The organism is Pseudomonas sp. DR48, assembly GCF_019823085.1.
GTDB lineage: Bacteria > Pseudomonadota > Gammaproteobacteria > Pseudomonadales > Pseudomonadaceae > Aquipseudomonas.
The window spans coordinates 1,496,710-1,509,658 of the sequence record NZ_CP081946.1; the positions used below are offsets into that span (position 1 = coordinate 1,496,710).

The window sequence follows — 12,949 nt, forward strand, 5'->3', positions numbered from 1 at the left end:
CAAACTCGTGCAGTTCAGCACTGCGAAAATTGACCGGAAACCGAAAGACAAGTTCCCATAAACGCTGAAAGGTCAATACGAGCAAAATGATACTACTTAGGCGCAAGCTCCCTCAGGTGGCGTGCGACTGCAATCCATGCACCGATATACCCCAACAGCACCGCGCCAAGCAAGAGAGACAGACCGTCGGCAACCGGCACGCCGGCCAGCGCAAAATTACTGCCATACAAACCGGCCAGCCCGACTACCGCCTCGTTGAGCCAGTTCAGCCCAAACGCCAATACGCCCCAGGAAAGTATCCCCGCACCGAAGCCATACAACGCACCCATATACAGAAAGGGCCTGCGCACATAGCTGTCAGTGCCGCCCACGAGTTTAATCACTTCTATCTCTGTGCGGCGGTTTTCAATATGAAGACGAATGGTATTGCCTATCACCAAAAGTAATGCAGAAACCAGAAGCACGGTCAGACCGAAGACAAAACGGTCACCCAGCTTGAGAATTGCCGCCAGACGCTCGACCCAGACTAGATCAAGTTGCGCCTGTTGTACCTTCGGCAGCTCGGAAAGTTTTTGTCGTAATGCTTCAAGCGCTGGCTTGTCGACCTCTTTAGGGGTCACCAGAACCACGCCGGGCAAGGGGTTTTCCGGCAGCTCCTTGAGCGCCTCGCCAAGACCGGACTGTTGCTGGAATTCTTCCAGCGCCTGATCGCGACCGACATATTCAGCGTCCGCCACACCGGGCATGCCTTTGATCTGCTCTCGCAACGACTCGCCCTCGGCAGGGCTGGCGTCGATTTTCAGGTACAACGAAATCTGCGCCGCACGCTGCCAGGATCCGCCCAGGCGCTCGACGTTGCTTAGCAAAAGTGACAGGCCCATCGGCAAGCTCAGGGCAACCGCCATCACCATGCAGGTGAAAAAGCTGCCAATGGGCTGCTTGCCCAGACGGCGCAGGCTGTCCATAAGACTGGCGCGATGGCTTTCGACCCAGGCACGAAACAGCGTGGCGAAGTCCGGGCCGTCGTCATCGTCGCGCTTTTTCTTCTGCGGCTGCGGATCGGCGGCCTTCGGGGCCACTCGTTCGGAAACCTTGGGGCTGCGTGTCGCACTCATACGCCAGCCTCCCCGTCGCCGATCAATCGCCCGCGCTGCAGGGTCAACATGCGATGACGCATACGGGCGATAAGTGCCAGGTCGTGACTGGCGATCAGCACGCTGGTGCCCAAGCGGTTGATGTCTTCGAACACGCCCATGATCTCGGCCGCCAGACGCGGGTCGAGGTTACCGGTCGGTTCGTCCGCCAGCAGCAAGGCCGGGCGGTGAACGATGGCGCGGGCAATGCCGACGCGCTGCTGCTGGCCGGTCGACAGGTCGCCGGGGTACAGATCGGTTTTATCCGACAGCGCCACGCGCTCAAGCGCCGAATCCACGCGCTTGACGATCTCGGCCTTCGACAGGCCAAGGATCTGCAATGGCAACGCAACGTTGTTGAACACCGTGCGATCGAACAGCAATTGGTGGTTCTGGAACACCACGCCGATCTGCCGGCGCAGGTAAGGAATCTGCGCATTACTGATGGTGGCGAGGTCCTGGCCGGCCAGAAGCAATTTGCCGGTGGTCGGACGCTCCATCGCCAGTAGCAGGCGCAACAACGTGCTTTTACCGGCACCGGAATGGCCGGTCACAAACAAGAATTCGCCCCGTCGGACTCGAAAGCTCAGCTCATGCAAGCCGACGTGACCGTTCGGGTAGCGTTTACCGACCTGTTCGAAACGAATCATGAACGCTCCCGCTCGGCAAACAGTGCCTGGACAAAGGGTTCTGCTTCAAAAGTTCGCAAATCATCGATGCCTTCACCGACGCCGATATAGCGAATCGGCAGGCCAAATTGCTTGGCCAGGGCGAAAATCACCCCACCCTTGGCCGTGCCATCGAGCTTGGTCAGCGCCAGGCCGGTCAGTTCGACGGTCTGGTTGAATTGCTTGGCCTGGCTGATCGCGTTCTGCCCGGTCCCGGCGTCGAGCACCAGTAGCACTTCGTGCGGCGCATCGGCGTCGAGTTTGCTGATGACCCGGCGAACCTTCTTCAACTCTTCCATCAAATTGTCTTTAGTGTGCAGGCGACCGGCGGTGTCGGCGATCAGCACATCAATGCCTCGGGCCTTGGCGGCTTGCACGGCATCGAAGATAACCGAAGCCGAGTCGGCGCCGGTGTGCTGGGCGATGACCGGGATCTTGTTGCGCTCGCCCCAGACCTGCAATTGCTCGACCGCTGCGGCGCGGAAGGTATCGCCGGCCGCCAGCATGACTTTCTTGCCTTCGAGCTGCAGCTTCTTCGCCAGCTTGCCGATGGTGGTGGTCTTGCCGGCACCGTTGACGCCAACCACCAGAATCACGAACGGCTTGTTTTGCGAGGTGATTTTCAGCGGTTGCTCGACAGGCTTGAGCATCGCCGCGAGTTCAGCCTGCAGGGATTTGTACAGCGCATCGGCATCGGCCAGTTCTTTGCGCGCGACTTTCTGGGTCAGGCGCTGGATGATCACCGAGGTGGCTTCGACGCCGACATCAGCGGTCAACAGGCGGGTTTCGATGTCTTCGAGCAGCTCGTCATCGATGATCTTCTTGCCCAGGAACAGGGCGGCCATGCCTTCGCCAATGGTGGCGCTGGTCTTGGACAGACCTTGCTTGAGGCGGGCGAAGAAGCCGGCTTTGGTTTCGGCCGGCGTTTCAACAGGGGCAACAGGCGCAGCGACTGCGGGAACGACCACAGGTGCAGGAGCCGAAGCCGGAGCCGGAGCCGGAGCAACAAATACAGGCGCAACAGGCTGCGGAGCAGGCGGCGGCACAACCGGCGCGGGCTCAGCCACCACGACCGGCGTTTCAACCGGTTCAACCACCGGAACCTGAACAGGTTCGGGAGAAAAAGCAGTCGGCGCCGGAATCGGCGGGGTAACGTGTGGCGCCAACTCGTCTGCAACCAACGCCACCGGCTCTTCGGCCACAGGCAATGTCAGCCATGGCTCGGCGATGGGCGCCAGCGGCGCCTGGGTCACGACTTCGGCGACCCGATCAGGCTCGGCCTCGGCCTCGGCCACCGGCGGCAACACAGGCTCGGTGATCGGCAGGACTATTGGTGCGAGCTCTTCTTCTATAACCGGAACCGGCGCGGGAGTTGGCTCAGGAAGTGGTTGTGGCTGTTCGACGACGGGTTCCTGCGGCTTTTTGCGCAGCCATCCGAACAGGCTTTTCTTCTCGCCAGCCGTAGCTGGGGTCTTCTTGTCGTCGTTGGAACCAAACATGGAGGACGGCTATCTCACGGTAGCGACGCGCCAAAGGGCGCCCCGGCAAATAAATATTCGATGCAGAACAGACTGCGATTGACCCAGCTTGTTCACGCGCAACATTTTGTCGAAGTGCCCACGGCACTTCAAAGGTCGACTAATACGAAGGACTGGAACGGCATCGTCGGCGAAAACGCTGAGTTTAGCTGACAAATTCAAAGCTTCCGCAGGTAACCCATGCAACCTTCCGGCCGATCAAAGGCCTGATAGGCGTGGCCGCCAGTAAAACGGACCAGTATCCTAGCACCCTCTCGCCCGCCGACGCTAAGACCAAGCGGGCAGCCCAACAGGTTTAAAAACGAATGAATGCTCTAGCCCGCCGCGCTGCAGGCCTGCTGCTCAGCACAGTTTGTCTGCCCCTCTCTGCCCTGGCCGCCGACCCGCAACCCACCCATGAATTCACCCTCGACAACGGTTTGAAGGTGGTTGTGCGCGAAGACCATCGTGCGCCCGTGGTGGTTTCCCAAGTCTGGTACAAGGTCGGCTCAAGCTACGAAACGCCAGGCCAGACCGGCCTGTCCCACGCCCTGGAACACATGATGTTCAAGGGCACTGAGAAAGTCGGTCCCGGTGAAGCGTCGCTGATCCTGCGCGACCTGGGCGCCGAAGAGAACGCCTTCACCAGTGACGACTTCACTGCGTACTATCAAGTATTGGCCCGCGACCGCCTGGGCGTGGCCTTTGAACTGGAAGCCGACCGCATGGCCAATTTGCGCCTGCCGGCCGACGAGTTCGCCCGCGAAATCGAAGTCATTAAAGAAGAACGTCGTCTGCGCACTGACGACAAGCCGATGTCAAAGGCCTACGAACGCTTCAAGGCCATGGCGTACCCGGCCAGCGGCTATCACACGCCGACCATCGGCTGGATGGCTGATCTGGACCGCATGAAGGTCGAGGAGCTGCGCCACTGGTATCAATCCTGGTATGTGCCCAACAACGCCACGCTGGTGGTCGTGGGCGACGTGACCCCGGACGAAGTCAAAGCCCTGGCCCAGCGCTATTTCGGCCCGATCGCCAAACGCGACGTGCCCCCTGCGAAAATCCCGGTGGAGCTGGCCGAGCCGGGTGAGCGCCAGATCACCCTGCACGTGCAGACCCAATTGCCGAGCCTGATGCTGGGCTTCAACGTGCCAAGCATCGCCACCGCTCAAGACAAACGCCTGGTGAATGCCTTGCGCCTGATCTCGGCCCTGCTCGACGGCGGCTACAGCGGACGCATCCCGACGCAACTGGAGCGCGGCGAAGAGCTGGTGTCCGGCGGTTCGTCGAGTTACGACGCCTACACCCGTGGCGACAGCCTGTTCACGTTGTCGGCGACGCCCAATACCCAGAAAAAGAAAACCATGGCTCAGGCCGAAGCGGGCCTGTGGAAACTGCTCGAACAGCTGAAAACCACCGCGCCGTCTGCTGAAGAACTGGAGCGCGTAAGGGCTCAAGTCATCGCGGGCCTGGTTTACGAGCGTGATTCGATCACCAGTCAGGCCACTTCGATTGGCCAACTGGAAACTGTCGGCCTGTCCTGGAAACTGATGGACACCGAACTCGCCGACCTCGAAGGCGTGACCCCGGAAGATATTCAGAAAGCCGCCAAGCTGTATTTCACCCGCGAACGTCTCAGCGTCGCCCATGTCCTGCCACCGGAGACGACTCATGAGTGAGCGTAAGAAATCACGTTTGGCCCTGATCGGCCTGATCGCTGTCGCCCTGATCGGGTCCACGGCATTTTATTTCTCGAAAAGCCAGGACCCCAAGGCCAGCGAAGCCCTCGACAAGGCCAAGTCCAGCCAGAAGTTGCAATCGCTGGCCGAACTGGACGGCAAGGCCCCCAGCCACCGCTCCCTCGACGTACAAACCTGGAACACCGCCGAAGGCGCCAAGGTGCTGTTCGTCGAAGCCCGCGAATTGCCAATGTTCGACCTGCGCCTGATCTTTGCCGCCGGCAGCAGCCAGGACGGTGAAGCCCCAGGCTTGGCCGTGTTGACTAACGGCATGCTCAACGAAGGCGTGGCCGGCAAGGATGTCGGCGCAATTGCCCAGGGCTTTGAAGGCCTGGGTGCCGACTTCGGCAACGGCGCATTCAAGGACATGGCGCTGGCTTCGTTGCGCAGCCTCAGCGCCGCCGACAAACGCGAGCCTGCGCTGAAGCTGTTCTCCGAAGTCATCGGCAAACCGACCTTCCCCGCCGACTCCTTCGCGCGCATCAAGAACCAGATGCTGGCCGGCTTCGAGTACCAGAAGCAGAACCCGGGCAAACTGGCGAGCCTGGAACTGATGAATCGCTTGTACGGCGACCATCCGTACGCGCATTCCAGTGACGGCACGGCGAAATCCATTCCGGCGATTACCGTGGCGCAACTCAAGGCGTTCCACCAAAAAGCCTACGCCGCTGGCAACGTGGTGATTGCGTTGGTCGGTGACCTGTCCCGCGCCGAGGCCGAGACCATCGCCGCCCAGGTCTCCAGTGCACTGCCGAAAGGTCCGGCGCTGGCGAAAATCGCACAACCGCAAGAACCGAAAGCCAGCGTCAGCCACATCGAGTTCCCGTCCAAGCAGACCAACCTGATGCTCGCGCAACTGGGCATCGACCGTGACGATCCGGACTACGCCGCGCTGTCCTTGGGCAACCAGATCCTCGGCGGCGGTGGTTTCGGCACGCGATTGATGAGTGAAGTGCGCGAGAAGCGCGGCTTGGCGTACGGCGTGTATTCGGGTTTCACTCCGATGCAGGCGCGCGGCCCGTTCATGATCAACCTGCAAACCCGCGCCGAGATGAGCGAAGGTACGCTCAAGCTGGTGCAGGACGTGCTCGCCGACTACCTTAAAACCGGACCGACCGAGAAAGAACTCGACGACGCCAAGCGTGAACTGGCCGGCAGCTTCCCGCTGTCCACCGCCAGCAACGCCGACATTGTCGGCCAAATCGGCGCCATGGGTTTCTACAACCTGCCGCTGAGCTATCTGGATGACTTTATGCGCGAGTCCCAGAGCCTGACTGTCGAGCAGGTCAAAGCCGCACTGAACAAACACCTGAGCACGGACAAAATGGTCGTCGTCAGCGCTGGCCCGACCGTGCCGCAAAAGCCGTTACCGGCCCCATCTGATAAACCTGCCGAGCAGCCGCTCGGGGTTCCGGAGCATTAATGGCCACTCGTCCAAAAAAACCTGTTCACAACGTACATAACGGCGTGAACCAACTGCGCATCATCGGCGGCGAATGGGGCAGCCGGAAACTGAGCTTCCCCGATGCACCGGGCTTGCGCCCGACCCCGGACCGGGTGCGTGAAACCCTGTTCAACTGGCTCGCGCCGTACGTGGCCGGGGCCAAAGTGTTCGACCCGTTCGCCGGCAGCGGCGCGTTGTTCCTCGAAGCCTTGTCCCGTGGCGCGGCCATGGGCCAGGCGCTGGACGCCAGCAACATTGCGGTCGCCAGCATCAAGGAGCATCTGGGCACGTTGCGCTGCACCACCGGCCAGATCCAGACCGCCGATGCCTTGCGCTACCTGGAAACCCAGGCCGCAACGGCCTACGACCTGGTGTTCCTCGACCCGCCGTTCAACCAGAACCTGCTGCCCGGCGTTTGTGCGCTGCTGGAGGAGCGTCAGTGGCTGGCCAACGAGGCCTGGATCTACACTGAAAGCGAGAACGCGCCATCGAGCCTTGGCTTGCCAGGCAACTGGCGCCTGCACCGGGAGCAGAAATCCGGGCGGGTGTATTACGCGCTGTGGCAACGTATGGCAGAGATCGCCGGTTAACCAATCGGCCTGAAAAAGGTGCGCACCGGTTGCGCACCGCTGCATCGAGAATAAACGTGCCCCATCCGCCTGAACGTTTCACGCCCGCCTTCGGCCTCGGCAATCCGCACTTGCAAACCTTGTGGGGACCGCTGTGGCGCAAAACCACGCACATCGAACGCGAGCGCGAACGCTTGTGGCTTGAGGATGGCGACTTTCTCGATATGGACTGGCACGGCCCGCACACCGCCAATGCGCCGCTGGTGCTGGTGTTGCACGGCCTGACCGGCTCTTCGAATTCGCCTTACGTGGCCGGTGTGCAGAAAGCGCTCGGTGCCCAAGGCTGGGCCAGCGTCGCGCTGAACTGGCGTGGCTGCTCCGGCGAACCCAATCTGTTGCCACGCAGCTACCATTCCGGCGCCAGCGAAGACCTGGCCGAAGCCATCAAACACCTGCGGGCCAAGCGCCCTCTCGCTCCGTTGTATGCGGTCGGCTATTCCCTGGGCGGCAACGTCCTGCTCAAGCACCTGGGCGAAACCGGCAGTGACAGCGGCGTGCTTGGCGCAGTGGCGGTGTCGGTGCCGTTTCGCCTGGATCAATGTGCCGATCGGATCGGCCAGGGTTTTTCGAAGATCTATCAGGCGCATTTCATGCGCGAGATGGTGGCTTACATCAAGAACAAGCAGCGCCAGTTCCAGCATGACGGACACGAAGAGGGACTGGCGGCCCTCGAGGCGCTGGGCTCGCTGGAAAACATGCGCACCTTCTGGGATTTCGATGGCCGGGTCACGGCTCCGCTGAATGGTTTCGTCGATGCCCATGATTACTATCGCCGCGCTTCGAGCCGCTATTTCCTTGGCGAAATTCGCACGCCGACCTTGATCATCCACGCGGCTGACGACCCCTTTGTCTTTCCACATAGCCTGCCGCAACCGCAAGAATTGTCCGATTGCACGCAATTCGAATTGCAGACCAAGGGCGGACATGTCGGCTTTGTCGATGGCTCATTCCGGCATCCGGGTTATTACCTCGAACGGCGCATCCCGCAGTGGCTGAGTGCCGTGGGCCGCGAGTAGGTCATGGAAACCGATCAGGGCGAGTCGATCCACTTCTGGCAAACGGCGCCTTTGGCCGGGGTCGAGCTGTTGTCCGCGCGCTACATCGAGCATCGCTTCGCGCCCCATGTGCACGACGGCTATGTGATCGGCATGATCATGGCCGGGGCCCAGCGTTATCGCTATCGCGGCGCCGAACACCTGGCGGGCAGCGGCACGCTGGTGCTGATCAACCCCGACGAACTGCACACCGGCCACAAAGGCACAGAGGACGGCTGGCTGTACCGGGCGTTTTATCCCGACAGTACTCAGATTCTCTCGCTGCTGGATGAGCTGGAATTGCCGAGCAACAACCTGCCGGCCTTTGGCGCCACGTTGTACCGCGATCCAGACTTGGTGAAGGGCTTCTGCCAATTGCATCGCTTGCTGGAAAGTCCGTCCACAGCGCTGCAACAGCAGACGGTCTGGCGAGAAATGATGCTGTTGCTGCTGCAACGTCACGCAGCAGTACCGATTGCGGGCAAACCGGGCAAGGAACATCGGGCGGTGACGCAGGCCAAGGATCTGCTGCAAGCGCAGTTGGCGGCACCGCCTTCGCTGGAAGAACTGGCAGCGGCAGTCAACCTCTCGCCGTTCCACTTCGCCCGGGTATTTCGCCGCGCCACGGGCATGCCGCCGCACACCTGGCTGATGCAGCAACGCATCGCCCGGGCGAGGGGGTTATTACAGGGTGGTTGTTTGCCGCTGGAGGTGGCGATGCAATTGGGGTTTGCCGACCAGAGTCACTTGAGTCGACAATTCAAGCAGGTCTACGGGGTTGGGCCGGGGGCATATCGCAGTGCCCGGCTGCGGTGATAGCCCAAGCCTCAATGCCTCCTGTGGGAGCGAGCCTGCTCGCGATAGCGGTTTAACATTCAGCATATCTGCGGACTGATCCACCGCTATCGCGAGCAGGCTCGCTCCCACATTTTGATTGTTGGCTACTCCCCGGTAGCGATGCCGTGCGCGGGATCGTTGATCCATTCGCTCCACGACCCGGCATACAACGGGGCCAGCGGATATCCCGCCAGGCACAGGGCAAACAGGTTGTGGCAAGCCGTCACGCCTGAACCGCAGTACGCCACCAGATCGCTGGGTGATCGATTGCCCAGTTTCGCGGCAAACCGTTGTTTGAGCTGCTCGGCCGGCAGAAAACGCCCGTCACTGCCCAGGTTGTCGGTGAACGCCGCACATTGTGCGCCGGGGATGTGCCCGGCAATCGGGTCGATCGGTTCGACTTCGCCTTTGAAGCGCGGCAAGGCGCGAGCATCAAGCAAAGTCAGCGCGGGTTGGCCGAGACGCTGTTGAAGCTGCTCGGCGCTCAAGACCAGCGCACTGTCCGGCGTTCCGGTGAAAGTGCCGCGCCGGGTGTCGCACGCATCCAGACTCAGTGGCAAACCCGCCGCATGCCAGGCCTTGAGCCCGCCATCGAGGATAAACACGCCCTCACGCTTGCCCAGCCAGGCCAGCAACCACCACGCCCGCGCCGCAAAGGCACCGGGGCCGTCGTCGTACAAAACCACTTCGCTGTCGGCGTTGATGCCCCAGGCCTGCAGACGCTCGATCAACTCTTCAGGCTTCGGTAACGGATGGCGCCCGGTCACACCCTTGACCACCGCCCCGCTCAAGTCACGCTCCAGATCGGCGAACCTGGCCCCGGCGATATGCCCTTCGGCATAGCTGCGCTGACCGTAGTCCGGGTCTTCGAGGGCAAAACGACAATCCAGAATCACCAGCCCAGGCTGGTCCTTTTTCAGGTCCAGTGCTTGCGGGCTGATCAGTTGCGCAATGGGCATAACGGGCTCCTGTGACTAAGTCGGTTTCAAATCCTACTGCACTTCTTCCAGGGCCTGGGCCAACGGCACGTAAAACTCTTCATACAGCGCATTCACGGCATCACGAGACTGGTCCGTGACGAAGCCGGCTTCAAGCACCAGCACCTGATAAACGCCACGCTTGATCGCCTGCTCGCTCAGGTGATTGGAGTTTTCCCGCGTGGTGCACAGGAAACGCACCCAGGACGTCAGGATGATCCAGGCATTGAGCGTCAGGGATTCGATCTGAACCTTGTCCATTTGCAGGATGCCAGCCTCGACGAAGCCCGCGTAGATATGCGTGCCATGGATCAGACAGCGCTGGGAAAAACGCCGATAACGGGCAGCCAGTTCCGGATCGCTGTCGAGCAGGTGCTCAAGGTCTCGGTGCAGGAAGCGGTAGCGCCACATCGCGGCCAGCAGTTCCTGAAGGTAGAAGCGCTTGTCCTCGACCGTGGCCGCACGACCCTGGGGCGGGCGCAGGAAGCTGTCCACAAGGCTTTCGTACTCACTGAACAACACGGCGATGATCGCCTGCTTGTTAGGGAAGTGGTAGTACAGGTTGCCCGGGGAAATTTCCATGTGGGCAGCAATGTGGTTGGTGCTGATGCTGCGCTCACCCTGCTGATTGAACAGCTCCAGGCTGTTCTGCACGATGCGCTCGCTGGTTTTGATCCGAGGGGCCATGGCTTGAGCTTTAATTAAGAGTGCGTTGACGGGCATCTTACGACCTATCCGCGGGTGGATAAACAAAGCTGCACCAGGATGTCATTTGACTTTCTAGAGCATAGACTCTAGAAAGTGCTGATTACAATAAATCCGGAGCCGATCATGACTGCTGACATTGCCTACCTGCAGAATCCGCAGCAGCCCCTGGAGGCTCTCCAAACCCTGTTCGACGCGCAACGCGCAGCCTACGCCGCCAACCCGATGCCGCCAGCTGCCCAGCGCCAGCAATGGCTCAAGGCCCTACGGGATATGTTGAGCAATGAACGCGAGGTGCTGATCGATGCCATCAGCCAGGACTTCAGCCACCGCAGTGCCGATGAAACCCTGCTCGCCGAACTGATGCCCAGCCTGCACGGCATTCATTACGCCAGTCAGCACCTCAAAAGCTGGATGAAACCTTCGCGGCGCAAGGTCGGCATCGCTTTTCAGCCGGCGTCGGCCAAAGTTGTCTACCAGCCGCTGGGCGTGGTCGGCGTAATTGTGCCGTGGAACTACCCGCTGTATCTGGCCATCGGCCCGTTGGTGGGTGCGCTGTCGGCAGGCAATCGGGTGATGCTCAAACTCAGCGAGTCGACCCCCGCCACCGGTTTGCTGCTCAAGGATTTATTCGCTCGGATCTTCCCCGAAGACCTGGTTTGCGTGGTGCTGGGCGAAGCCGATGTCGGTGTGGCCTTCTCCAGATTGCGTTTCGATCACCTGCTGTTCACCGGCGCCACCAGCGTCGGTAAACACGTGATGCGCGCGGCGGCCGAGAACCTGACCCCCGTGACCCTCGAACTCGGCGGCAAATCCCCAGCCATTGTTTCGCGCGATGTGCCGCTCAAGGACGCAGCCGAACGCATCGCTTTCGGCAAAACCCTGAACGCCGGGCAAACCTGTGTTGCCCCGGACTACGTGCTGGTGCCTGAGGATCGCGTCGGCGGATTCGTCGACGCCTATCGTCAGGCGGTGCGCGGGTTTTATCCGATACTGGCCGACAACCCGGACTACACCGCCATCATCAACGACCGGCAACTGACGCGGCTCAACGGCTATATCAGCGATGCCACCAGCAAGGGCGCGTTGCTGATTCCGCTGTTCGATCAAGGCCAGGGCCGACGCATGAGCCACAGCGTGTTGCTCAATGTCAGTGACGACATGACTGTGATGCAGGACGAAATCTTCGGCCCGGTGCTGCCCATCGTGCCGTACGCGGATCTGGATCAGGCATTTGCCTACATCAACCAGCGCCCTCGCCCGCTGGCGTTGTATTACTTCGGCTACGACAAACGCGAACAACAGCGTGTGCTCCACGAGACCCATTCCGGGGGTGTTTGCCTCAACGACACGCTGCTGCATGTCGCCCAGGACGATATGCCGTTCGGCGGCATTGGCGCCTCGGGCATGGGCCATTACCACGGTCACGAAGGTTTCCTGACCTTTAGCAAGGCCAAGGGTGTGCTGATCAAACAGCGCTTCAACGCGGCGAAACTGATTTATCCGCCGTACGGCAAAGCGATTCAGAAACTGATCCAGAAGCTGTTTATCCGCTAACGCTCACCACTGCCGGGTAATAAAAATAATGAGCCCCAGCCTGCCTGCAACACCCGCGCTGTCCCGGCGCGGCCTGCTTAAATTCAGCCTCGGTGCGAGCGCTTTTCTGGCTACGGCTGGATTGGGCGCAAGCCTCAGCGGCTGCTCGTCCAGTATTCCTGCCGACGGTTTTGCGATCCTGCGCCGCGCCGACCTGATGTTTCTTCGGGCGCTGGTGCCGGTGATGCTCGACGGCGCGGTGGCCGTCGAGAAAATGCCGAATGCCGTCGCTGACACCCTGCACAGCCTGGACAACTCCCTGAATCACTTGTCGCCGGAAATGCTCAAGCTGACTCAACAATTGTTCGATGTGCTGGGGATGGCCGTGACGCGCGGACCGCTGACCGGGATCTGGGGCAGTTGGGAAAATGCCAGTGCCGATGAGATCCGGCACTTCCTCGATCGCTGGGAAAACAGTTCGTTGAGCCTGTTGCGCATGGGGCATAGCTCGTTGCTGCAACTGGTGATGATGGCGTGGTACAGCCGTGCGCAATCGTGGGTGCACTGCGGGTATCCGGGGCCGCCTACGGTCTGAAACCGAGTCGACACCATCGCGGGCAAGCCACGCTCCCGCAGGGTTTGAATCGTTCACAAAAGGGTGGCCCACCTCAAAACCTGTGGGAGTGTGGCTTGCCCGCGAAGGCGTCAGATGCGTCACAACCGAATC

Annotated in this window: 12 protein-coding genes; 7 read left to right on the forward strand and 5 right to left on the reverse strand. The window is 60.9% G+C overall.

All coding sequences use genetic code 11. From position 1 onward, the window contains the following. Positions 1-92: 92 nt before the first annotated feature. The 3 genes from ftsX to ftsY are packed head-to-tail and all read right to left on the reverse strand — an operon-like array spanning position 93 to position 3,300. Positions 93-1,115, reverse strand: coding sequence for a permease-like cell division protein FtsX (ftsX, locus tag K5K95_RS06905; protein WP_222588853.1), 1,023 nt, complete (start codon positions 1,113-1,115; stop codon positions 93-95). Next, entirely contained in the window at positions 1,112-1,783 is a 672-nt protein-coding gene (gene ftsE / locus K5K95_RS06910; protein ID WP_010466809.1) for a cell division ATP-binding protein FtsE, read from the reverse strand. Before ftsE ends, ftsX begins: the two co-directional genes overlap by 4 nt. Continuing rightward, positions 1,780-3,300 (reverse strand): signal recognition particle-docking protein FtsY, encoded by a 1,521-nt coding sequence (gene ftsY / locus K5K95_RS06915; protein WP_222588854.1) that lies wholly within the window; start codon positions 3,298-3,300, stop codon positions 1,780-1,782. Before ftsY ends, ftsE begins: the two co-directional genes overlap by 4 nt. 344 nt (positions 3,301-3,644) lie before the next feature. Between ftsY and K5K95_RS06920 the strand changes: the two genes are divergently transcribed. From K5K95_RS06920 to K5K95_RS06940, 5 genes are read left to right on the forward strand one after another with little or no spacing between them, the layout of a single operon-like run. Next, on the forward strand, positions 3,645-5,000 hold the full coding sequence (locus tag K5K95_RS06920; protein ID WP_222588855.1) for a M16 family metallopeptidase: 1,356 nt from the start codon (positions 3,645-3,647) through the stop codon (positions 4,998-5,000). After that, positions 4,993-6,483 (forward strand): M16 family metallopeptidase, encoded by a 1,491-nt coding sequence (locus K5K95_RS06925; RefSeq protein ID WP_222588856.1) that lies wholly within the window; start codon positions 4,993-4,995, stop codon positions 6,481-6,483. The genes K5K95_RS06920 and K5K95_RS06925 overlap by 8 nt, the downstream gene beginning before the upstream one ends. Then, positions 6,483-7,094 carry a 16S rRNA (guanine(966)-N(2))-methyltransferase RsmD gene (gene rsmD, locus K5K95_RS06930; RefSeq protein WP_222588857.1) on the forward strand — a complete coding sequence of 204 codons (612 nt, stop codon included), beginning with the start codon at positions 6,483-6,485 and terminating at the stop codon, positions 7,092-7,094. Before K5K95_RS06925 ends, rsmD begins: the two co-directional genes overlap by 1 nt. A gap of 56 nt (positions 7,095-7,150) precedes the next feature. Continuing rightward, the gene (locus K5K95_RS06935) at positions 7,151-8,149 is read left to right on the forward strand and encodes a hydrolase (RefSeq protein WP_222588858.1); all 999 of its coding nucleotides are present in this window, start codon (positions 7,151-7,153) and stop codon (positions 8,147-8,149) included. 3 nt (positions 8,150-8,152) lie between these two features. After that, positions 8,153-8,983, forward strand: a complete 831-nt coding sequence (locus K5K95_RS06940; protein WP_222588859.1) for an AraC family transcriptional regulator — start codon at positions 8,153-8,155, stop codon at positions 8,981-8,983. A gap of 125 nt (positions 8,984-9,108) precedes the next feature. Here K5K95_RS06940 and K5K95_RS06945 read toward each other — a convergent pair whose 3' ends face one another. Further along, the gene (locus tag K5K95_RS06945) at positions 9,109-9,963 is read right to left on the reverse strand and encodes a sulfurtransferase (protein ID WP_222588860.1); all 855 of its coding nucleotides are present in this window, start codon (positions 9,961-9,963) and stop codon (positions 9,109-9,111) included. A gap of 33 nt (positions 9,964-9,996) precedes the next feature. Next, complete coding sequence (locus tag K5K95_RS06950; RefSeq protein WP_222588861.1) at positions 9,997-10,668, reverse strand: TetR/AcrR family transcriptional regulator; 672 nt, start codon at positions 10,666-10,668, stop codon at positions 9,997-9,999. 144 nt (positions 10,669-10,812) lie between these two features. Between K5K95_RS06950 and K5K95_RS06955 the strand changes: the two genes are divergently transcribed. Together K5K95_RS06955 and K5K95_RS06960 are read left to right on the forward strand one after the other, a co-directional pair. Next, positions 10,813-12,243 carry a coniferyl aldehyde dehydrogenase gene (locus tag K5K95_RS06955; RefSeq protein ID WP_222588862.1) on the forward strand — a complete coding sequence of 477 codons (1,431 nt, stop codon included), beginning with the start codon at positions 10,813-10,815 and terminating at the stop codon, positions 12,241-12,243. Between the two features lie 28 nt (positions 12,244-12,271). Next, positions 12,272-12,817, forward strand: coding sequence for a twin-arginine translocation pathway signal protein (locus K5K95_RS06960; protein WP_222588863.1), 546 nt, complete (start codon positions 12,272-12,274; stop codon positions 12,815-12,817). Positions 12,818-12,949: the final 132 nt, after the last annotated feature.